The organism is Stenotrophomonas sp. 2619 (assembly GCF_040548725.1).
Taxonomy (GTDB): Bacteria; Pseudomonadota; Gammaproteobacteria; order Xanthomonadales; family Xanthomonadaceae; genus Stenotrophomonas; species Stenotrophomonas maltophilia_AP.
In genome coordinates this window covers 122,944-143,359 of sequence record NZ_JBEPSF010000005.1, presented here as the reverse complement: position 1 = coordinate 143,359, position 20,416 = coordinate 122,944, and the positions used below count along the sequence as shown (strand labels likewise).

Below are 20,416 nucleotides of genomic sequence, written 5' to 3'. Positions count from 1 at the left end.
GCGGCAACAGCGCGACCACGGCAAAACAGTTGTGACCCCAGCGCAACGATCCCGCCGTGCCCCGCCGCGGCGGGCTCAGTCGCGCTGGCCGGCCAGCATCGAATAGGCCGCACGCACTGTTTCATAGCCGTAGGTGCGCTCCAGCCGGCGCACGATGAAGTGGCCGCGTGCCATGTCCTGGTAGTAGTCGGTGAACATGGTGTTGAGCGTCGCGCCGGTGACCGCGCCGATGATCGGCACCGCCTGCGCGGCGAACTTCTCGGTGACCACCACGCCAAAGCGCGCGGCCACCTTTTCCACGATCTTGGCCAGCCACTTGCCGGCCTCTTTCGGGGTCAGGCCGATCATCACCCCACCCCCGCTGGCGGCGCGCCCGGCCAGTTCGGCCGACAGGTGCCGCATGACTTCGGCGGTGAAGCCACGGGTGATGTAGTAGCCGGTCTCGCTGGCGTCGTCGCCGGGGGCATTGCCGCCCAGCGCGAACACCTCCAGGCAGGCGTGCCGGGTGCTGAGCTCGCGCAGGTCGAAGCCTTCGCTGCGCGCCACGTCGGCCACCGAGCGCATCATGATGGTGGTGGAGACCGGCAGTTCGATGAACAGCGAGGTGAAGCCGAACGCCCCGCCGACCGCGCCGCTGGTGGCAGCCGCCAGCTTGTGCCAGCGCGTGGACGCCGCCTTGCCGGGCGTGTTGTCCATGCTCCACAGCGCCGCCTGGGCGGATTTGAACAGGGCGGCCTCGACCGCCCCGTGGATCCGCTTGGACACCACGGTCGGCAGCTTCTTTACCGCGAATTCCAGCGGCGAGCCGATCAGGTTGGCCATCTTGGCGGTGATCGTGGGCGACTCCAGCAGCGTGACGGCACGCTGCAGGTCGGCCCAGTCCTGCGAGGTGGGCAGGATCTGCGTGTCCAGCGGGGGTGGCATGCGGGAGATGGCGTTCATGGCCCGGATCATAGCGCCGGACGGTTGAACGGAATGTGCGCCCCGCGTCGGGGCGCTGCGGTCAGCCCGGCAGGCCCGACAGCGCGCCCATGAACTGGCGGTAGTGGCGCAGTTCGGCGATCGAGTCGTGCACGTCGCTGAGCGCGGTATGGCTGGCGGTCTTGGTCAACCCGGCCGCCACGCTCGGCGCCCAGCGCTTGGCCAGTTCCTTCACCGTGGACACGTCCAGGTTGCGGTAGTGGAAGTACTTCTCCAGGCGCGGCATTTCGCGGTGCAGGAACCGGCGGTCCTGGCAGATCGAGTTGCCGCACATCGGCGAGGCACCGGCCTTGATCCACTGCGCCAGGAAATTCACCGTCTGCGCTTCGGCCTGGCCCAGGGTGACCTGGCTGTCGACCACGCGCTGCCACAGGCCGGAACGGCGATGCTGGGTGCGGTTCCATTCGTCCATCGCTTCCAGGCGCTCGACCGGATGGTGGATGGCGAACTCGGGGCCTTCGGCAAGAACGTTCAACTGCGCATCGGTGACCACGGTGGCGATCTCGATGATCGCGTCGTTGTCGGTATCCAGACCGGTCATTTCCAGGTCGATCCAGATCAGTCGTTCGCCTTCTGCGCCGTTGTCAGCCATGTCTACGCCTTGTGCAAGGGACGGCACCGCAGCGCCGACCGGGATGAGAATGGCCGATATGATACCGCCCCGGCGTCGTCGCCCCGTCGTGGAGCGTGCCGGTTATTCCAGCAGCAGCGGCAGCTTGCCGCGCTTGGCGCGGAAGTAGTTGGTCAGCCGGGTGCTGGCATCCTTGGCCAGCACGCCGCCATGGATCTCGACCCGGTGGTTGTGGCGCGCATCGCCCAGCAGGTCGAACACGCTGCCGCAGGCGCCGGTCTTGGGATCGCTGGCGGCGTAGACCACGCGGGCCACGCGCGCATGCACGATCGCCATGGCGCACATCGCGCAGGGCTCCAACGTCACGTACAGCGTGCTGCCCACCAGCCGGTGATTGCCGATCGCCCGGCCCGCCCTGCGCATCGCCACGATCTCGGCATGCGCGCTGGGATCGTGGTCGGCGATGTTGAGGTTCCAGCCTTCGCCCAGCAGCTGGCCGTCGGCGCCAACCAGCAGCGCACCTACCGGAATCTCGTTGAACTCGCGCTCGGCACGCTCGGCCAGGGCCAGCGCGTGGCGCATCCAGTGTTCGTCCTGGTCGTGCACCGGCACGCCCAGCGGCGGCGGCGCAGGCAGGTACTCAACCATGGCCGTTGGCCTTGCGCACGAACGCCTCGAACGCGGCCAGGGTCGCTTCGCTCACATGGTGCTCGATGCCTTCGGCGTCGCGTCGCGCCGAATCGGCGTCCACGCCCAGCGCCAGCAGAAACTTCTCCACGGTCTGGTGCCGCGCGCGCATCTCCACCGCCAGCGCCTCGCCCGCCGGGGTCAGGAACACGCCCCGATACGGCCGCTGCACCGCCCAGCCCTCCTTGACCAGACGCTTCAGCGCCTTGGCCACGGTCGGCTGCGCCACGCCCAGGCGAGTGGCGATATCCACCTGGCGCGCCTCGCGGCCGTCAGCAATCAGGTCGGCGATGAGCTCCACGTAATCTTCCACCAGCTCCGAGCGGCGTGCTTCGCGCACCTGCACGAAGCCCTCCGCATGCGCTTCGGCGGCAAGCAACGGGGATTTCCTGGACAGGGAGGCTGGCGGCATGGGCGCGCGGATCCAAGGCGGCCGACAACGGCAATGCGGCCATTCTACGCGTTGGGCCGTGATCGGGCAGCAGCACAGGGCAGGCAGCGCACCCGCCTCGCCACACCGCGCCAGTGCGATACTTCGCGGCCCTCGGTTTACCTGCCCACGCCACCATGTCCGACCTTGAACCCCTGCCCAGCCTGCCACTTGGCCACTATCGCCATTTCAAGGGCGGCAACTACGACGTGCTGGGCGTGGTGCGCCACAGCGAAACCCTGGAGCCGCTGGTGCTGTACCGCCCGCGCGATTCAGACGTGGGGCTGTGGGTGCGCCCGTTCGCGATGTTCTGCGCGCAGGTGGAGGTGGACGGCGTGCGCCGCCCGCGCTTTGCCCGGGTCGACGTCGAGAGCTGAGCCCAACGGCACCCGCATTTGAAAGAAGTTGTATTGCAGCGGCCCGCAATGGATCCGAGCATGGCCGGCTTCGACCATCGGCGGTGACGCGATCACACCGGTGCCTTGAACGCCCGTCGGCGGACTCGCCGACGCCGGCACTTCTGCAATGAGGCTTCCGATGCTTGCGTTTCTTCGCCGCGCTCTGCGTGCCGCCACATGCTGCCTGCTCCCGTTGCTGGTCGGATGCAAGGCGCCCCCCGCGCCACCGGTTCAACAGGTACCCGGCTCGCTGGTCCGCATGGCGCCACCGGTCGGCTTTCTGCCTGCCCCCAACTTCGCCGGGTTCGTCACTGCCGATGGCCAGGCCAGCATCCTGGTAGCCGAACTGCCGGCCGACAGCGCGCCGGTCATTGCTACGCTGTTCAACGATCTGCCCAGTGCACGCCAGCACTTTGCCACCCAAGGGGTGGAGGTCGATCGCCTGCACTCCATCGTCGCCGACGGCATCGCGGTGCCGGTTGCGGTCGGTCGTCAGGCTGCGCATGGACGTGTATTCGACAAATGGGTCGCGCTGTATCAGGGCCACCGCACCGTACTGGTGACCATACAGGCGCCCGCGGCGCATGCCCTGGCACAGCCCGCTGCGTTGGCAGCGCTGTCGTCGGTGACGCTGGGCAGCCCCGCCAGCCTGGATGAAGCGCTGGCGGCCCTGCCCTTCCATGCCACTGCGCAGCCACCCTTCCGGGTGATCGACACGCTGGCCGGCGCCGGCATGCTGATGATGGCGGGCGAACGCGATGTGGACCCTGACGGACGTCAGCCGCGGGTGATCATCGGCTCGCAGTTGTCCCTGCCCGTCGGCTCGGATGATCTGGCCAGACTGTCACGGGTGTTGATCGGCGGCACCCGCGAGATCCAGCAGGGCACGCCCCTGGCGCGGCAAGCGGTGGCCTTTGGCGGTATCGAAGGCGAGCGGGTGACCGGCAGCCTGCCTGACGGTGGTCGGTACGTGCACTATCTGGCGCTGTGGCCGGGACGTCGCTATGTGCGCCTGGTAGCGATGTTTCCACCCGACAGCGACGCCAAGACGTACGACGCGGTCGAGGCGATCGCCCGCTCGGTGCGATTCAAGGACTGAACGCCGGGGGCCGTCGACGTACGCCGCAGTGCCCCGGCACCTGCGCCAGTGGCCTCAGCGCTCCAGCCGACTCAACGCTTCGATGCGCTGGGCGGTGTCATGCAACGCTGACGTTGGCGGCGCGCTCGCAGCAATACGCGCGGCCTGTTCGGCGACCGCCGCCAACGCGGCACGCACCGTCTGTGGCGCCTGCACGTCGATGCTGCCCTGCGCATCTTCCAGCTCCAGCTGGGCGCCGATCCATGCCGCCAGCACTTCAAAACACTGCACGCTCACCGCGTCCAGCTGCGAGGGGTGGGGGTCCAACGCGCACAGCGTGCCGAACAGGCTGCCGTCGCGCCGGAACATCGGCACCGACAGGTAGCTTTCGAAGCCGTACATCGCCGGCGTGGGATGGGTGGCGAACACCGGGTCGGCACTGGCGTGGTCGAACTGCACCGTCTGGCGGTGCTGGCGGATCTCGTCGCAGATGGTGGTTTCCAGCACCAGGTCCTGCCCCGGTTGCAGCCCGAAGCCCAGCAGGTCGTGCACGGCGCACGCCGTCCAGCGCTCGGCGGTGACCCGCGCGACCGCGACAAAGCGCATCCCGGTCAGGCGGCTGGCCAGTTCCAGCAGGGCCGGCAGTGCGGGCAATGCCAACAATGCGGCGACATCGGCGATGCGCGGATCATGCGAGACCAGCAGGGGCGCCGACGGCGGGGCGGCCAGTGCCAGGTCGTCCGCTGGATGCTCCAGCGCGGCCATGCGCGCCGACAGCACCTTGGACGTTACCAGGTCGAACAGCTCGCGCACGGCGGCCGACAACCCGCGCCCATCCCGGATATCCCCGACGAAGTGGATGCCCTGCCCGACCAGGCGCAGCTGTTCGACCCCGTGGTCCAGCCGCAGTGCAGGCCAGGCCATGCGATCCAGGACCCGCATCCAGTCATCGCCCGGCGTGGTGTCGAGCAACGCACTGACGATCACCCGCGACGGGGCGGGCCCGTCCTGCAGGCCAGGCAGGTCAAAGCCGACCACGCTGGGGAAGCCAGAGCCTGTGTGCATTGCGTTCCTCGATGGGGCGGCCTGGGCCCCGTGCAGTCGCACCCGCCACATCGGGGGTACAGGGAAATAAATTGTCGCACGATCCAGCGAGACAGCACGTGCGTCGCCTCACATTTTTGTCCCGAGCGTGCGCACTGCCCCGCGGCGCATCACAGCATCCTACCCGGCGGCCCATCAGAACGGGGGTATTGCTGCGCCGCAGCAGTACAATGCCTGGCTCCCCGTTGCAACGCACCTGCCAACGCACCCGCATGAGCCTTTCGATTGCCCCCCTGGCGGCGCGCCTGTCCCCGCGCGAGCGCACCTTCATCCTGCTGGCCCTGTCGCTGGGTGGGTTCGCCATCGGCACCAGTGAGTTCGCCAGCATGGGCCTGATGCTGGAGATCAGCCGCGGCCTGTCGATCAGCGAAACCCAGGTGGGCCACCTGATCAGTGCCTACGCCATCGGCGTAGTGGTGGGCGCACCGGTGCTGGCCTTCGCCGGCGCCGGCTATGCCCGGCGCACGCTACTGCTGGGGCTGATGGGCTTCTATGCGGTGGGCAACCTGGCCAGCGCGCTGGCCCCCAACTACAGCACCATGCTGGTGGCCCGCTTCGTGGCCGGCCTGCCGCACGGCGCCTACTTCGGCGTGGCGATGCTGGTGGCCGCGGCCATCAGCCCGCCGGCGCAGCGTGGCGCGGCGATGTCCAAGGTGTTGCTGGGCCTGTCGGTGGCGATCCTGGTGGGCAACCCGCTCACCACCTGGCTGGGCCAGCAGTTCAGCTGGCGCACCGCCTTCGCGCTGGTCAGCGTGCTGGCCATCGCCACCGTGGTGATGATCGCGCGCTACCTGCTGCCCGACCCCGATGAAGTGCGTACCTCGCCGATGCGCGAACTGCGCGCGTTCAACCGCACCCAGGTGTGGCTGGCACTGGCGATCGGTTCGGTGGGCTTTGCCGGCATGTTCTGCGTGTTCACCTACCTGGCGCCGACGCTGGTCCAGGTAACCGGCCTGGCCGAATCCTGGATGCCGCTGGCGGTGGGCATCTTCGGCATCGGCGCGATCATCGGCAACGTTGCCGGTGGCTGGCTGGTGGACCGCTTCCACTTCCGTGCCGCGGCGCTGGTACTGGTGTGGTCGATCGTGGTGCTGCTGGCCTACCCGTTGGCGGCGCAGTCGGTATGGACCATTTTCCCGATGATCATCGCCGTGGGCACCATGGGCGCCCTGGCCGCGGTGCTGCAGACCCGCCTGATGGACGTGGCCGGCGAAGCGCAGACGCTGGCGGCCGCGTCCAACCATGCCGCGTTCAACACCGCCAATGCACTGGGCCCGTGGTTCGGTGGCATGGCCATCGGCGCCGGTTTCAGCCCTGCCACCACCGGTTACGTCGGTGCCGCAACGGCGCTGGGTGGCCTGCTGCTGTGGGGCGTTGCAGTGCTGGTGGACCGGCGCTCGCGCAGCGCGGTGGCCTGCGAGGGCTGAGCGCCGGGCTGCGCAATGGCCCGGGGCGCGGGTAAACTCCCGGGCCCTTCGGACCTGGATGCTGCAATGCGCATGCCTTCCCCACCCGCCGACGCGCCCAAGGACTACATGGCGCTGGCGGTGATCAGCATCGTCTGCGGCTTCCTGCCGTTTGGCATCGTGGCCACGCTCCACGCCAACCGCGTGGCGTCGCATCGGCTGGCCGGCAACATGGCGCTGGCCACCGCTGCATCGCGCAAGGCGTTGCGCTGGTCGATCGCCTCGCTGGCCACCCTGCCGCTGCTGTTGGTGGTGCTGATCGGGTATGGTCTGCTGCTTCGCGTAGTGGGTTGAGGCGTTGGCGGAATGACGCAGTATTGGGGGCCCTCGCCGCAGGGCCAGCGGATCACGCACTCGCCGGCATGGCGGCTGCAGTTGGGCGTATCGCAGATCACGCTGGAGGTTGACGGGCACCTGCACCGGGCGCCGCTGCGTGCCACGTCGATAGCGTTCAAGCGCGGTCTGTTCTGGACCGGGCTGACCCTGTTTGCCGACGATGCCACGGTGCAGGTGGACGGGCTGCCCAACGCGCAGCTTGGCCCACTGCAGGCTGCGCTTGCGCAGCGCCTGGACCCCGATGCCGCCGAGCACCCGGTGCAGGCCATGCGCGACGCGCTGGTGTGCATTGGCGACTGGCTCGACGAGGCCGATGCCGCCTTGGCGCAGGCCGACCGCCAGCATCGCTGGTTCACCACCGAACACCAACACGCGCTGCTACAGCGGCGCCCGGTGCTGGCGCTGGATGACGAGGGGTTGTGGGCAGTGTTCGATGATCCGGACCTGCGCAGCCAGTTGCCCGGCGACGCATCGCGGATCGAAGACGACCTCAACCGCTGGTGCAGCGACTGGCCGGCCGCCTGGAAGGCCCGCAACGCGGCGCACATGCAGCGCGAACGCGCGGCGGCGGCCTCGCTGCTGGACCGCGTGGAACAGCGCCCGCTCACCGACGAGCAGCTGCAGGCGGTGCTGTGCTTCGACAGCCGCGTGCTGGTGGTGGCCGCCGCCGGCTCGGGCAAGACCGCCACGATGGTGGCCAAGGCCGCCTATGCGGTGGACCGTGGGCTGGTGGCCGCCGAGCAGATCGTGATGCTGGCCTTCAACAAGGACGCCGCCAGCGAGCTGCAGCAGCGGGCCGACCAGGCCTTCCAACGGCTGGGACTGGACGGCGATGGCGTGCAGGCGCGCACCTTCCACGCGCTGGGCCGGCAGATCATCGGCCAGGCCACCGGGCGGTTCCCGACGGTGCCCGACTGGGCGGTGGACGCCGGCCAGGGGCTGGAGCGGCTGGCCGAGCTGGTGGACCAGCTCAAGGACCGCTCGCATGCCTTCCGGACCCAGTGGGACCTGTTCCGGCTGGTGTTCGGGCGCGATCTGGTCACGCAGGGCAGCGCGCCCGTTGCCGATGGCTGGGAGGCCGATGGACGCGGCTACGTGCACACCCTCAACGGCGAGCGCGTGCAGGACATCGAGGCCTGTCTGGTGGCCGACTGGCTGTTCTACAACGGGGTGGACTACCGCTACGAACGCGGCGACCACTTCGACCCCGCCACCGATCGCCCTGTGGCCGGCGCCGCGAGCTTCCACTACACCGGCACCCCACTGCGGCACGAACACCACAGCAGCGCGCCGGCAGCCGCCGCGCGCGACCGCGCCGACACGCTTCACACCGGTTCGGCCGCACTGCGCAGCGGCGCGCTGTTCGACCTGCTCGGCCAGGCGCTGGCCGGGCACGGGGTGCTGCTGGATCCCAACCCCGACCGCGTGCTGCCCGAGAGCGGCGCGCGGCCCATGCCCGACGCCGAACTGATCGCGCTGGTGCGCACCTTCATCAGCCACGCAAAGAGCAACGGGCTGACCATGGAGGACATGGCGCAGCGCCTGCGTGCGATGCCCGAGGACCAGTTCAAGCACCGCCACCGCCTGTTCCTGGCGCTGGCCGCGCCGATCCTGCAGGGCTGGGACGACGCGCTGGCCGCCGAGCACGCGATCGACTTCGAGGACATGCTCAACCAGGCCGCCGAGCTGCTTGAGCAGGGCCGCTACACATCGCCCTACCAGTTGGTGATGGCCGATGAATTCCAGGACGCGTCGCGCGCCCGTGCGCGCCTGTGCCGCGCGCTGGTGCAGGCGCCGGGCCGGCACCTGTTCGCGGTGGGCGACGACTGGCAGTCGATCAACCGGTTCGCCGGCGCCGATGTGTCGGTGATGACCGGTTTCGTGGACTGGTTCGGGCACGGCCAGGTGCTGAAGCTTGAGCAGACCTTCCGCTGCCCGCAGGCGCTGTGCGACGTGTCCAGCCGCTTCATCAGCAGGAACCCGGCGCAGATACGCAAGCAGGTGCGCTCGCAGACCGCCGCGCAGGGGCCGGCGCTGCAGGCCTTCCAGGTGGCCCGCCGCGACCAGCTGTGCGATGCCGTGGGCCAGTATCTGCAGCAGCTGCAACGCCAGCTGCTCAGTGGCGAGCGCGCACCGGGCCGCAGCGGCAAGCTGTCGGTGTTCGTGCTGGGCCGGTACAACGCCGACCGCGCGTTCGTACCGCCGGATTGGCAGGCGCGCTTCGGCCAGCAGCTGGAGGTGCGCTTTTTGACCGCGCACCGGGCCAAGGGTGCCGAGGCGGACGTGGTGATCCTGCCGGCCATGCTGGAGCGCAGCTTCCCCAACACCCGCGCCGACGACCCGGTGCTGACGCTGGCCATGCCCCACGCCGACAGCTGGCCGCTGGGCGAGGAGCGCCGCCTGTTCTACGTGGCACTGACCCGCGCACGGCGCACCGTGGCGCTGTTCAGCGTGCGTGGCCGGCGCTCGGCGTTCCTCACCGAACTGGTGCAGGACGGCGCGGTGCAGGTGACCTCGCTCGACGGCAAAACCATCCAGGAACAGCCCTGTCCGGCCTGCGATGGCGGGGTGATCGTGCAGCGCAATGGTGCCTACGGCAGCTTCCAGTCGTGCTCGGGCTACCCGCGCTGCCAGTACAAGCCGCGCCAGCCGATGGCGCACGCCACGCGCTGATTGACCGCCGGCCGGACACACGGCGCAGCAAGGCCGCGTGCCCGGCACCCTGCTCCATCACGGGCTCCGGGGTGCGGTGTCGCCTGCCGCACGCGCCGGTGCGTACTTGCGCTCGATGCTGGCGTTCGGCTGCCCCTGGATGTTCGACTGCGCCGCGTTCATGCGGGTGCGCTCGGCAAGGGAGGCAGCGGACAGGTCGGTGGAACGGAACGCCGCCGATTGCGGTGCCGCTTCGCCCGCAGTAGGGGTGGTCGCCCGGTCTGCGCGCACGGTGACCTCCCTGTCACCGTGGTCTCGCTTCCTGCCGTGCGGTTATGCTCCGTCCAGACTGCCTTGCCCACCAGGACGACCGCGATGCGCAGATCCCGCTTGCTGGCTCTTTCGATTGCCTTGGCCACCGCGCTGTCCGGCCAGGTGCAGGCCCGTACGGGCGACGCACCACCGCCCCCGCAGACGGGGCAGCTGCAGGGGGCGCCCTGGCGCATCGACCTGCCGACGCGCTGGAACGGGGAACTGGTGATGCTCGCGCATGGCTTCGAGCCGGCAGGCACCCCGCGCGAGGCGGTGTGGCCGGCCAACGATGCCACCGCCGCCCTGTTGAAGGCCGGCTACGCGGTGGCGCAGAGCGGTTACGCCAGCCAGGGCTGGGCGGTAAGCGACGCCATTGCCGACACCGAACGCCTGCGCCAGCAGTTCCTGGCTGCGCACCCGCGCACGCGGCGCAGTTGGGTACTGGGCTTTTCGATGGGCGGCGCGGTGGCCATTGCCACGCTGGAACGCTACCCGCAGCACTATGCCGGCGGTGTGTCGCTGTGCGGGGCCAACCTGCCCGGGGAGGTGCTGGCCCGCGAAATGCTGACCACGCTGGTCGCGTTCGACACGCTGTTCCCGTCGGCCCCGGGGCTGCCGGCGGACGGGCTGGTCTCGACCCCCGCAGGCACGCTGGCGCAGCAGGCGCTGTACCCGGCGATCGATGCCGCGGTGCAGTCGCGGCCGGCGCTGGCCGCCACGTTGGCCACGCGCCTGCAGGTGCCGGCCGAGCAGTTGGCTGGCACCATCAGCCTGCACGCGCTGATCTGGCACGACCTGGTCCGGCGCAGCGGCGGCGTTCCGGTGGGCAACCGCGACGCCGCATATGCAGGGTTCGGCGACGACGCCGCGTTCAACGCCAGCGTCCGCCGGGTGGATGCCGACCCCGCCGCACAGGCAAGCCTGCGCCGCCAGCTGGGGTTGCGTGGCGCGCTGCAGCGCCCGCTGGTGATCCAGTACAACCGCGATGACCCCACCATCAGCCCGCGCTTTGAAGGGGTGTACACCGCGCTGGCCGCCCGTGCCGGCGCCACGCCCCCACCCACCGTGTTGCCGCGCGCCGGGGAGGGGCATTGCGGCTTCGCGGAGTCCGATGTGGTGCGTGCGCTGCAGGCCGTGCCGCGCTGACGGACCGCGTTGCGGCCCGGCGGTAGTGGCGGGGGCGGGGGGGGGGGGGGGCCGGGGGGGGGGGCCCCCCCCGCCCCCCCGCCACTACCGGAGGATCACACCCCCGGACAATGGCCGGCACCTCCGGAGGATCGCAAGTCCGGGCAGCGGCCGGCACCGCCGGAGGATCACACGCCCGGCCACCGGCCGACGCCACCGATGATCGCAAGTCCGGCCAGCGGCCGGCACCGCCGGAGGATCACACGCCCCGACAACGGACGGCACCGGCGGTGGATGGGCGATGCGCGCGGCCTGGGCGGCCAATACCGCTACCATGTAGGGCCCCGGTTGGTGCAGTTGGTTCCAGATGAGTCGCGCAATCACGATGTACACCGCCGTCGGGTCGCATGGCACCGCGCATGGCATCGCCGGCCTGCAGCAGCGGGTGGACGCCGCGCAGACGCTGCCTGCGCTGTTCTGCGACGGCGAAGGCTGCACCGCGCAGGTCCGCTTCGTGCCCGAGCACACCCGCACCGGTGCTGATCGACTGCCCGTCACGATTCCCGCCGGCATCCAGCTGGACAAGGACGCCGAGCATGCGCCGACCTGCCGCTACAACGTGCCCGGCCGCCTGGATGCGCTGCTCGCCAGCGCCCTCGACCCGGCGCTGCTGCATCGGCTGGAGGACGGTCGCGTTGAACTGCGCCTGCTGCCGCTGCACCAGGATCTGAAGCGGGGCGGCGGGCCGGCGCTGGAGGCCCACCTGCGCACCGTCAACGCGCTGCTGGTGCTGCGCGCGATGTGCGACGACGACGCGCTGCTGGACGCCCGCGTGGTGCTGCGGCTGGGCAAGAAGCGGGTAGCGTGGGATGCGTTCTTCTACGCACTGGATCACTACGATGCGGCCTGGGAACGGGTGGACGCGGCCAGCAATGAGATTCCGCTGGCGCTGTCGGGCACCGTGCGTTCGCACCGGCCAGCGCAACCCGGTGCGGAATTCAGCACGACGTTCCTGAACTGCGCACCGAAGTACCAGCACACCGGCGTCATGGACGAACGCGTGTTCGTCGAGGTCAGCGTGGGCCACGATGATGCGGCGTGGCTGCAGTCGTTCCCGGTGGGCACGCAGGTAGTCATGCTGGGGCTGTGGCGGCTGGGCAGGACCAGCACCGCTACCCGCCCGCACCCCACCGATCCGCGCCGCACCATTACCAGCATCACCTACAAACTCGCGCTGCGGCCGGTATCGAAGCAGCAACTGGTGGCGGTCAGCTAGACCGCATTGCGCTCACCCTTCCCAGTCCAGCCCCCGGGGCGCACTGCGGAATCCGGCGGCGCGCAGCGCGTCGGTCACTGCGTCGCGACCGACCGCTGCATCGTTGAACAGTTCCAGGGTGAAGCGCCCCCGCCGCCCACGCCGCAGCGCGGCCACCAGCGCCTGGCAGGCGGCCTGGGTGAGATCGGCGCTGGCGTGCGCCGCATCGAACCACGTGAGCAACTGTCGCCCGCCCTGTGCCAGGTACATCAGCGGGCGCCCGGCGCCGATCACCACCAGCGCGCCGGCGCGCCGCACCGGGCGCAGGGTGGCGGCATGCGCGGGCCACGGCAGCACGCTGCCGAAGGGGTTTGCCGGGTCCAGCGCTGACAGCCCCACGACCACCGGCGACGGTGCCGCGTGCAGGGTGTCGGCGATGGCGCGCAGGCGATCGACCGTGGCGCGTTCGGCGAACTGCGCCCCGCCCAGCCCGGTCACGAAGCGGCCGCGCAGGACGCGGCCGGCATCTTCCATGCTGCGATACACCTGCTGCAGCGCCGGGAATCCTCCCACGATGCCCTCGGCCACCGCCGCGCCACGGGTGACGATGGCATGCCGGTCCAGCAGGCCATCGGCCAGTGCCACCGCGCGCACGGTGTCGCTGGCGGTTTCGCGCGGCAGCAACGACCAGCGCCCCGTCAGGGCGGGTGCGGCGAAGCTCGCGGCCGCCGCCGGCGACGTAGCCGCGGGGTCCTGCGGCCCGGCCATGTCGATCCAGCGCGGATCGCGCTGCCGTCGGGCGTGCCGCACCACCCGCGGGCGCGGCGCGCGCGTGCCGGCCAGCGCGCGCAACGGTGACCAGATGTCGGTGGTGACATGGCCGGCCCAGACAAGATCCCACAACGCCGCGTGCAACGTCTCTGATGTGACCGCATGCGCGGCGTGGTGTTCCGATGCGGTTGCGGTCAGGCGGCCCTGCACGGCCACCGCCAGGGGGCGTGCAAAGTACGCGCCGCCATCGCCCAGTACCGCCACGATGGCCTGCTGCAACGGCGAGAGATCGGGCACTGCAGTGGGCACCGGCAGGGTCTCGAACGCGACCTCCTGCAGGTGCAGTGACACCAGCCCATCGTCGTCGCCGATGCGCGCATGACCGGCCCACAGCACGCTGCCGGTGGCGAGCAGCTCATCGAGCATGCCCGGTGCGTAGTCGCCCACGCGGGCCGGCAGGATCTGGCTCTCCCACACCGATGCGGGGGCAGTCACGCCGGCCAGCAGTTCCACTACCCGCGCCACCCCCTCGATACCGTGCAGCGCGGCTGCCGATGCGTTGGCCAGGCGCGCCGTCGGCGCCGCGTCGGGCACCAGCCCCTGCCGCTCCAGCAGCAACAGCGCGTAGGCATCCTGTCCGACCGGCCGGGTGGCCGCGCGCGCCGCCTGCAGCGAGCGCATGCGCAGCCGGCGCAGCACGTCGTCAGCCACCCATTCGTGGTGGGCCAGCGCCAGCGGTGCGGGCACGCCATCGGCTGCATCCTGTTCCTGGCGGACCACGCCGAAGCTGCCGCGCAGTACCTTGCCCTGCGCCTGCAGCTGGTCCAGCGCGGCATCGGCCACCACCACGCCCACGCCAAATGCGGTCGCCACCTGTGCGGTGGTAAAGGGCCGGTGAGTGCGCGCGTAACGGGCCAGCAGGTCCCCCAGCGGATCGGTGGACGGCGGCAACACGGCATGCGGTGGCAGCGCCGGCAAGGCGACGCCCAGCGCATCGCGCAGCCGCGTGGCATCGTCCACCGCGGCCCAGTGTTCGCTACCGGCCAACGTGATGCGCAGGGCGCGGTGGTCGCGTTCGAGGGCGCGCAGGTGGTCGAGGGCCGCGTCGTCGTCCACCAGCCGCCGCGCCACCTCCGGCAGCGCCAGCGGCCCCAGCTCGCGCAACAGATCGGCCACGCCTTCCCTGCCCTTCGCGCGCCGCGCCGGTGCAAGGCGCTGCAGCTCCGCGCCGACCTGGTCGACCACGGCCGCGTCCAGCAGCTCGCCCATGTCCACCTGACCGAGCAGGTCGGCCAGCAGGCCGTCATCCAGCGACAGTACCGATGCGCGGCGCTCGGCCAGCGGCACGTCGGTGCCATACATGAACTCGGCGACATAGCCGAACAACAGGTTCGCCGCGAACGGTGACGGCACCTCGGTGGTGACCTCGGCGATGTTTACGCTGCCCTCGGCCAGGCGCTGCATCAACGCGTCCAGCGCCTGCAGGTCGTACACGTCCTGCAGGCACTCGCGCGCAGCTTCGATCAGGATCGGGAAGTCGGGGTAACGCTGTGCGATGGCCAGCAGTTCGGCCGCCCGCAGGCGTTGCTGCCACAGCGGCGAACGCCGCCCCGGGCTGCGGCGTGGCAGCAGCAGTGCACGCGCCGCGCATTCGCGGAAACGGGCCGCGAACAGCGCCGATGTCCCCACCGCGCGGGCCACCTCGCGCCGCACCTGTTCCGGCTCGAACAGGAACAGGTCCGCGCCGGGCAGGCGGCCGGCGGTATCGGGAATCCGCGCGATGATGCCGTCGTCGCTGGCCACGACCGCCGGGTCGACGCCCCAGCGTTCGCGGATGCGCGCGGCCATCGCCAGCGCCCACGGGTCGTGCACGCGCCGCCCGTACGGCGAATGCAGCATCAGCCGCCAATCGCCGTTTTCGTCGCGGCAACGCTCCACCACCAGCCGGCGGTCGGTGGGCAGCACGCCGGTGGCCTGGCGCTGCTCATCCAGCAACCCGAAGATGTTGGCGATGGCATTGCTGGCCAGCCCGCAGGCCTGCAGGCGTTCGGTCACCGCGGCGGGCCGGTCACCTTCGTCGGCGGTGGGCTCCAGCGCGGCGATGAACGCCCCGACCGCCTCGCCCAGTTCCGCCGGCCGCCCCACGCCTTCGCCGCGCCAGAACGGCAGCCGTGCCGAGCGCCCGGGGGCCGGCGTCACCACCACCTGGTCGTGGGTGATCTGTTCGATGCGCCACGACGACGCACCCAGCGTGATCACGTCGTTGACGCGCGATTCGTGCACCATTTCCTCGTCGAGCTCGCCCACGCGCCGTGACCCTGCGCGCTCCTCGCCTTCGGGCAGCACCACGCCGAACATGCCGCGGTCGGGGATGGTGCCGCCGCTGGTCACCGCCAGCTGTTTCGCACCCGGCCGCGCCTCCAGCGTGCCGGCCTGCCGGTTCCAGACCACGCGCGGGCGGAAGCCGGCGAAATCATCGGAGGGGTAGCGACCGGCCAGCATGTCCAAGGTGGCATCGAAGGCACTGCGTGGCAGCGTGCGATACGGCGCGGCGCGGCGCACGCGGGCGAACCACGCATCCACCTGCAGGGTGTCCATGGCGGCCGCCGCCACCGTCTGCTGGGCCAGTACATCCAACGGGTTCTGCGGCGGATCCACCGCTTCGATGCGTCCGGCCAGCATGCGCTCGATGGCCACGGTGGCGTCGATGAGGTCACGCCGCGTGCGCGGGTACACCAGCCCGGTGGAGGTGCCGCCGACCTGGTGGCTGGCCCGCCCCACCCGTTGCAGCGCGCTGGCCACCGACGGCGGCGCTGCCACCTGGATCACCAGGTCGACCCGCCCCATGTCGATGCCCAGCTCCAGGCTGGAGGTGGCCACCACGCAGCGCAGTTCGCCGGATTTCAGTGCCTGTTCGATCTCGCGGCGCTGCTCCTTGGACACCGAGCCGTGGTGCGAACGCGCGATCAGCGCCGCCGCCCCGGCCGCACGCCCGGCAGTGCCGCCGTTGAACGAACCGTAATGGCCATCGGCAGGCAGCGCGTCCTGTGCGTCTTGAGGAGGTACGTGCAGGCCCGGCTCGCGTGCGACGCGGTCGGCATACAGCTCGTTGAGCCGCGCGGTGAGTTTTTCGGCCACGCCGCGTGAGTTGGCGAAGACGATGGTGGCGCGTCGCGACAGCACCTGGTCCAGGATGCTGGCTTCCACATGCGGCCAGATCGAACCGACCCGGCCAGCCAGCGTATTGCCGCCCTCGCCCGCCGGCGAGGGAACATCGGCCATGTCCTCCACCGGCACCACGATGCGCACGTCCAACTGCCGGTCCGACGGCGGGTTGACCACCGTGACCGGCCGGTCGCCGCCCAGGAAGCCGGCCACCTCTTCCACCGGACGTACCGTGGCCGACAGGCCGATGCGCTGCACGGGTTGCTGCGCCACTGCGTCCAGGCGCTCCAGGCTCAGCGCCAGGTGGGTGCCGCGTTTGCTGCCGGCCACCGCATGGATCTCGTCGATGATCACCGTATGCACGTCGCGCAGGCTGTCGCGCGCCTTGGAGGTGAGCATCAGGAACAGCGATTCGGGCGTGGTGATCAGGATGTCCGGTGGCCGCCGCAGCAGCCGCGCGCGTTCGGCGCTGGTGGTATCGCCGCTGCGGATCGCCACCGACAGCGCCAGCGCCGGGTCGCCCCGCTGCTCGCGCTGTGCGTTCACGCCTTCCAGCGGTAGCTGCAGGTTGCGGTGTACGTCCGCGCCCAGCGCCTTGATCGGCGAGATGTAGAGCACGCCGGTGCCGTCGCCGGGCACGCGCGGCTGCAGCGCGCGCAGCCGGAACAGGCGGTCGATGGCATGCAGGAACGCGGCCAGGGTCTTGCCCGAACCGGTCGGCGCGATCACCAGCGTGTGGTCACCGGCCCCGATGGCGGCCCATGCGGCGGCCTGCACCGGCGTGGCGGCGTCGAACGTGGACGTGAACCAGGCGCGGGTGGCCGGTTCGAAGGCAGCCAGTGATGGCGTCGCGTCGGGCGTGGAAGTGGGCATGGGCGGAACAGATGATCGCCTCAAGGCGCGTTCACCACCACCCATGTGGGCGCATGGTCGCTGGCCTTGTCCTGCAGACGCACCCAGCGGTGCACGCCCGCATCCTTCAGGCCGGCGGCCAGTGCGGGGTTGAGCAGCAGGTGGTCGATGCGCAGGCCACGGTCGCGCTCGGCGTGCTGGCGGAAGTAGTCCCAGAACGTGTAAATCGTCTCGTCGGGATGGCGTGCACGCAGTGCGTCGGTCCATCCCTGCGCCAACAGCCGCGCGTAGGCATCGCGCACCGCAGGTTGCAGCAGTGCATCTTTTCGCCAGGCCTTGGGGTCGTACACATCGGCGTCGGTGGGAATGACGTTGAAGTCGCCCATGATCACCACCGGGTGCGGCAGCGCCACCAGGCTGCGGGCGTGTTTGATCAGGCGCTCCATCCAGCGCAGCTTGTAGTCGAACTTCGGGCCCGGTTGCGGATTGCCGTTGGGCAGGTAGAGACCCGCCACCACGATGCCGTGGATGGCCGCTTCCAGGTAGCGGCTCTGGGTGTCGGCCGGTTCGCCCGGCAACCGCCGGCGACTTTCAATCGGCGTCACGCCGCGGCCCAGTAGTGCCACGCCGTTCCAGCGCGCCTCGCCCTGCCACAACGCGCCATAGCCCGCCTGTTCCAGCTCGGCGACCGGAAACGCAGCGTCGGTCGCCTTCAGTTCCTGCAGCGCCACCACATCGGGCTTCTCGGCCTCCAGCCACGCCAGCAGGTGCGGCAACCGTGTGCCGATGCCATTGACGTTGTAGGTGGCCAGGGTCAGGGTCTTGCGCCGCGCCATCAGGCGATCCTCGCCAATGCAGTGAAGGTGCGGCACTGCCGCGCCACTGCGCGTGCGTCGGGTAACAGAGGCAGGGAACCGTTGACCATGGGTCGATTAGACGCCCCTGCATGTCATCGGCGCGTCACCCTGACCGGCGGCTCACAGCCGCCTCCGTACCCTGCGGGGATGCGCCGCTTCGCCCAAGCCATCGCCGCCCCTTCCTCACTGCCCGACGGACTGCCGGCCTCGCTGGCCGATGCACTTGCCGCCGCCCCGGACCACTACAACATCGGCAAGAACGGCAGCGCCACGGTGCTGGCCCGCGACGGTGATGGCAGCGTGGTGGCGGCGGAGATGCGCTGGGGCCTTATTCCGCGCTGGTCCAAACAGCCGTCCACGCCCTACACCACCGTGACCGCGCGGCTGGAGCGCGCCGCCAAGAGCCGCATCTTCGCCCAGGCCTGGCAGCAGCGGCCCTGCGTGGTGGCCATGACCGGCTATTACAAATGGGATCGGCAGCGCCGCCCACCGTGGCCATTGTTCGTGCAACGCACCGACGGCCTGGCGCTGCTGGCGGCCGGGCTGTGGGAACACTGGGCCGGTGAGGATGGGCAGGAGATCGATAGCTTCACCGTGCTGACCGCGCCGAACCCCGGCATCCCGGCCCCGCTCACGCCCGACGGCCCGGTGTTCATCGATGCGCCGGTGGCGATGGCGTGGCTGTCCGGTGCCTTGCCTACGCCCGCCGCATTGCAGGCACAGGCGGCCACGCCGGCCCTGGAGGCCTATCCAGTGAGCCGCGCGTTCCGTGATCCGACGCGCGACGATTACACCCTGCTGGAACCGGTGGACCCGGCTGCGGAAGGCGCCGACAACAGCGCCGCCGCGTGGGATGGCGACGGCCTGGACGACGAAGACGGCGCCGACTAGCACCCGCGTTGCCCGCAGGTCTTTGTCAACGGCGGCGTAACACAACTTGGCGCTGCGTTGACATCGGCAGGCACAGGATCAAGTTCCCCCTCAGTAAAAACCCCATGAACGGTAGTATTCGCATTCCCCCCTCGCGTGGCGTCGTCCTGGTTGTGGAAGACGAGATCGACGTTTCCCGGTTGTTCGTCGAAGTGCTCAGCCAGGCCGGTTATGACGTGGTACCGGCGTACTCGGTCACCGACGCACTCGGCACCTTGGTGTACCAGCGTTTCGATGCCGCCGTGCTGGACATCGAACTCGGCGACGGGCCGGTGTTCCCCGTGGCCGATCGCCTTGCCCGCACCGGCACCCCTTTCCTGTTCGCCTCGGCGGTGTATGTGCAGATGGTGCCCAAACAGCATCAGGGCGTTCCCTTTGTCGGCAAGCCATTCAACATCGACGAGCTGGTGGCACGCGTCCAAGACGCCGTCGAACGCGGCCGTAATGGCCCACCCTCCAACCGCGCGGCCGACTGAGCCTCCCGCCATGGCCGCGCCGTCCGGTTCCCGCCTGGTCATCTACGCCGCGCTGGTAGGCAACCTGTGCATCGCCATCGCCAAGTTCGTGGCCGCCGGCCTGTCGGGCAGTTCGGCGATGCTCAGCGAAGGCGTGCATTCGCTGGTGGACACCATCAACGAGGTGCTGTTGCTGTATGGCCTGCGCCGCTCGGAGAAGAAGCCCGACACCGTGCATCCGTTCGGGTACGGGCGTGAACTGTATTTCTGGAGCTTCATCGTGGCCCTGCTGGTGTTCGCCGCCGGTGCCGGCGTATCGGCGTATGAAGGCATCCAGCACATCCGCCACCCCGAGCCCGCCACCAACCACCTGATCAGCTATTCGGTGCTGGGCATCTCCATCGCGTTTGAAGGCGCGTCGTGGTGGATCGCGCTGCGCGAGTTCCGTGCCACCAAGGGCACGATGGGCTACTTCGAGGCGTTCCGCCGCAGCAAGGACCCCACCACCTTCACCGTGCTGCTGGAAGACAGCGCCGCGCTGCTGGGCCTGGGCTTTGCGCTGGTCGGCCTGCTGGCCGCGCAGCTGCTGGACATGCCGGTGCTCGATGGCGTGGCCTCGCTGTGCATTGCCGCGGTGCTGGCCGTGACCGCCTTCCTGCTCGCCCGCGAAACCAAGGGGCTGCTGGTGGGCGAGCCGGCCCATCCCAGCGTGGCCAACCGCATCCTGGCGGTGGCCAACACCGACCCGGACCTGCGCAACGCCAACGGCGTGACCACCATGCAGATGGGGCCTGACCAGGTGGTGGCCATGCTGAGCGCCGAGTTCGAGGACGACCGCACCACCCCGCAGATCGAGGCGTGCATCACCCGCATCGAGAAGGCAGTGAAAGCGGAGTACCCCGAACTGGTGGCGTTGTTCGTGAAGCCGCAGACGCCGGAGGTGTTCCGCGCGCGACGGGCGGCGCTCGGCGAGCCCCGTCCGTCGCCCTGA

Annotated in this window: 18 protein-coding genes; 10 read left to right on the top strand and 8 right to left on the bottom strand. The window is 70.1% G+C overall.

The window, feature by feature from the left end; translation table 11 throughout:
* Positions 1–75 precede the first annotated feature (75 nt).
* From ABIA71_RS07060 to mntR, 4 genes are all read right to left on the bottom strand, one after another.
* Positions 76–942, bottom strand: a complete 867-nt coding sequence (locus ABIA71_RS07060; protein WP_354284256.1) for an EcsC family protein — start codon at positions 940–942, stop codon at positions 76–78.
* Between the two features lie 61 nt (positions 943–1,003).
* Positions 1,004–1,573, bottom strand: coding sequence for an oligoribonuclease (orn, locus tag ABIA71_RS07055; RefSeq protein ID WP_038687851.1), 570 nt, complete (start codon positions 1,571–1,573; stop codon positions 1,004–1,006).
* 102 nt (positions 1,574–1,675) lie between these two features.
* Positions 1,676–2,200, bottom strand: a complete 525-nt coding sequence (gene tadA, locus ABIA71_RS07050) for a tRNA adenosine(34) deaminase TadA (RefSeq protein WP_354284254.1) — start codon at positions 2,198–2,200, stop codon at positions 1,676–1,678.
* The gene (gene mntR / locus ABIA71_RS07045; protein ID WP_038687850.1) at positions 2,193–2,651 is read right to left on the bottom strand and encodes a manganese-binding transcriptional regulator MntR; all 459 of its coding nucleotides are present in this window, start codon (positions 2,649–2,651) and stop codon (positions 2,193–2,195) included. Before mntR ends, tadA begins: the two co-directional genes overlap by 8 nt.
* A gap of 155 nt (positions 2,652–2,806) precedes the next feature.
* Here mntR and ABIA71_RS07040 point away from each other — a divergent pair, with 155 nt between their 5' ends.
* Positions 2,807–3,046, top strand: a complete 240-nt coding sequence (locus ABIA71_RS07040) for a DUF1653 domain-containing protein (protein ID WP_354284253.1) — start codon at positions 2,807–2,809, stop codon at positions 3,044–3,046.
* 280 nt (positions 3,047–3,326) lie between these two features.
* Entirely contained in the window at positions 3,327–4,166 is an 840-nt protein-coding gene (locus ABIA71_RS07035; protein WP_354284251.1) for a hypothetical protein, read from the top strand.
* Positions 4,167–4,220: 54 nt separating this feature from the next.
* Here ABIA71_RS07035 and ABIA71_RS07030 read toward each other — a convergent pair whose 3' ends face one another.
* Positions 4,221–5,210, bottom strand: coding sequence for a GAF domain-containing protein (locus ABIA71_RS07030; RefSeq protein WP_354284249.1), 990 nt, complete (start codon positions 5,208–5,210; stop codon positions 4,221–4,223).
* Between the two features lie 251 nt (positions 5,211–5,461).
* On the opposite strand from ABIA71_RS07030, the gene ABIA71_RS07025 reads away from it, so the two are divergent.
* The 3 genes from ABIA71_RS07025 (at position 5,462) to ABIA71_RS07015 (ending at position 9,724) form a co-directional block, all read left to right on the top strand.
* A complete protein-coding gene (locus ABIA71_RS07025; protein ID WP_354284247.1) occupies positions 5,462–6,676 on the top strand; it encodes an MFS transporter in 1,215 nt (404 codons plus the stop codon).
* Positions 6,677–6,742: 66 nt separating this feature from the next.
* Positions 6,743–7,009: a CD225/dispanin family protein gene (locus ABIA71_RS07020; RefSeq protein WP_354284245.1), complete on the top strand. Its 267-nt coding sequence runs from the start codon at positions 6,743–6,745 to the stop codon at positions 7,007–7,009.
* A 12-nt stretch (positions 7,010–7,021) separates the two neighbouring features.
* Positions 7,022–9,724: a UvrD-helicase domain-containing protein gene (locus tag ABIA71_RS07015; protein WP_354284243.1), complete on the top strand. Its 2,703-nt coding sequence runs from the start codon at positions 7,022–7,024 to the stop codon at positions 9,722–9,724.
* Positions 9,725–9,781: 57 nt separating this feature from the next.
* Here the strand turns inward: ABIA71_RS07015 and ABIA71_RS07010 are convergent, their stop codons facing one another.
* Positions 9,782–9,994 carry a hypothetical protein gene (locus ABIA71_RS07010; RefSeq protein ID WP_354284241.1) on the bottom strand — a complete coding sequence of 71 codons (213 nt, stop codon included), beginning with the start codon at positions 9,992–9,994 and terminating at the stop codon, positions 9,782–9,784.
* Positions 9,995–10,078: 84 nt separating this feature from the next.
* On the opposite strand from ABIA71_RS07010, the gene ABIA71_RS07005 reads away from it, so the two are divergent.
* Entirely contained in the window at positions 10,079–11,161 is a 1,083-nt protein-coding gene (locus ABIA71_RS07005) for an alpha/beta hydrolase family protein (RefSeq protein ID WP_354284239.1), read from the top strand.
* Positions 11,162–11,507: 346 nt separating this feature from the next.
* A complete protein-coding gene (locus ABIA71_RS07000) occupies positions 11,508–12,416 on the top strand; it encodes a hypothetical protein (protein WP_354284237.1) in 909 nt (302 codons plus the stop codon).
* A 12-nt stretch (positions 12,417–12,428) separates the two neighbouring features.
* On the opposite strand, the gene ABIA71_RS06995 is transcribed toward ABIA71_RS07000, so the two are convergent.
* Together ABIA71_RS06995 and xth are read right to left on the bottom strand one after the other, a co-directional pair.
* Positions 12,429–17,204: an ATP-dependent helicase gene (locus ABIA71_RS06995; protein ID WP_354284235.1), complete on the bottom strand. Its 4,776-nt coding sequence runs from the start codon at positions 17,202–17,204 to the stop codon at positions 12,429–12,431.
* A 20-nt stretch (positions 17,205–17,224) separates the two neighbouring features.
* Complete coding sequence (xth, locus tag ABIA71_RS06990; protein WP_128096438.1) at positions 17,225–18,019, bottom strand: exodeoxyribonuclease III; 795 nt, start codon at positions 18,017–18,019, stop codon at positions 17,225–17,227.
* A gap of 168 nt (positions 18,020–18,187) precedes the next feature.
* Between xth and ABIA71_RS06985 the strand changes: the two genes are divergently transcribed.
* From ABIA71_RS06985 to ABIA71_RS06975, 3 genes are all read left to right on the top strand, one after another.
* The gene (locus ABIA71_RS06985; RefSeq protein WP_354284233.1) at positions 18,188–18,931 is read left to right on the top strand and encodes an SOS response-associated peptidase; all 744 of its coding nucleotides are present in this window, start codon (positions 18,188–18,190) and stop codon (positions 18,929–18,931) included.
* A 104-nt stretch (positions 18,932–19,035) separates the two neighbouring features.
* On the top strand, positions 19,036–19,446 hold the full coding sequence (locus tag ABIA71_RS06980; protein WP_354284231.1) for a response regulator transcription factor: 411 nt from the start codon (positions 19,036–19,038) through the stop codon (positions 19,444–19,446).
* Positions 19,415–20,416 (top strand): cation diffusion facilitator family transporter, encoded by a 1,002-nt coding sequence (locus ABIA71_RS06975; RefSeq protein WP_502961211.1) that lies wholly within the window; start codon positions 19,415–19,417, stop codon positions 20,414–20,416. Before ABIA71_RS06980 ends, ABIA71_RS06975 begins: the two co-directional genes overlap by 32 nt.

Bases quoted from the DNA above. Each gene is read 5' to 3' on its own strand.
- ABIA71_RS07060 (WP_354284256.1), bottom strand. From the start codon at position 942: ATGAACGCCATCTCCCGCATGCCACCCCCGCTGGACACGCAGATCCTG.
- orn (WP_038687851.1), bottom strand. From the start codon at position 1,573: ATGGCTGACAACGGCGCAGAAGGCGAACGACTGATCTGGATCGACCTG.
- tadA (WP_354284254.1), bottom strand. From the start codon at position 2,200: ATGGTTGAGTACCTGCCTGCGCCGCCGCCGCTGGGCGTGCCGGTGCAC.
- mntR (WP_038687850.1), bottom strand. From the start codon at position 2,651: ATGCCGCCAGCCTCCCTGTCCAGGAAATCCCCGTTGCTTGCCGCCGAA.
- ABIA71_RS07040 (WP_354284253.1), top strand. From the start codon at position 2,807: ATGTCCGACCTTGAACCCCTGCCCAGCCTGCCACTTGGCCACTATCGC.
- ABIA71_RS07035 (WP_354284251.1), top strand. From the start codon at position 3,327: ATGGCGCCACCGGTCGGCTTTCTGCCTGCCCCCAACTTCGCCGGGTTC.
- ABIA71_RS07030 (WP_354284249.1), bottom strand. From the start codon at position 5,210: ATGCACACAGGCTCTGGCTTCCCCAGCGTGGTCGGCTTTGACCTGCCT.
- ABIA71_RS07025 (WP_354284247.1), top strand. From the start codon at position 5,462: ATGAGCCTTTCGATTGCCCCCCTGGCGGCGCGCCTGTCCCCGCGCGAG.
- ABIA71_RS07020 (WP_354284245.1), top strand. From the start codon at position 6,743: ATGCGCATGCCTTCCCCACCCGCCGACGCGCCCAAGGACTACATGGCG.
- ABIA71_RS07015 (WP_354284243.1), top strand. From the start codon at position 7,022: ATGACGCAGTATTGGGGGCCCTCGCCGCAGGGCCAGCGGATCACGCAC.
- ABIA71_RS07005 (WP_354284239.1), top strand. From the start codon at position 10,079: ATGCGCAGATCCCGCTTGCTGGCTCTTTCGATTGCCTTGGCCACCGCG.
- ABIA71_RS07000 (WP_354284237.1), top strand. From the start codon at position 11,508: ATGAGTCGCGCAATCACGATGTACACCGCCGTCGGGTCGCATGGCACC.
- ABIA71_RS06995 (WP_354284235.1), bottom strand. From the start codon at position 17,204: ATGCCCACTTCCACGCCCGACGCGACGCCATCACTGGCTGCCTTCGAA.
- xth (WP_128096438.1), bottom strand. From the start codon at position 18,019: ATGGCGCGGCGCAAGACCCTGACCCTGGCCACCTACAACGTCAATGGC.
- ABIA71_RS06985 (WP_354284233.1), top strand. From the start codon at position 18,188: ATGCGCCGCTTCGCCCAAGCCATCGCCGCCCCTTCCTCACTGCCCGAC.
- ABIA71_RS06980 (WP_354284231.1), top strand. From the start codon at position 19,036: ATGAACGGTAGTATTCGCATTCCCCCCTCGCGTGGCGTCGTCCTGGTT.
- ABIA71_RS06975 (WP_502961211.1), top strand. From the start codon at position 19,415: ATGGCCCACCCTCCAACCGCGCGGCCGACTGAGCCTCCCGCCATGGCC.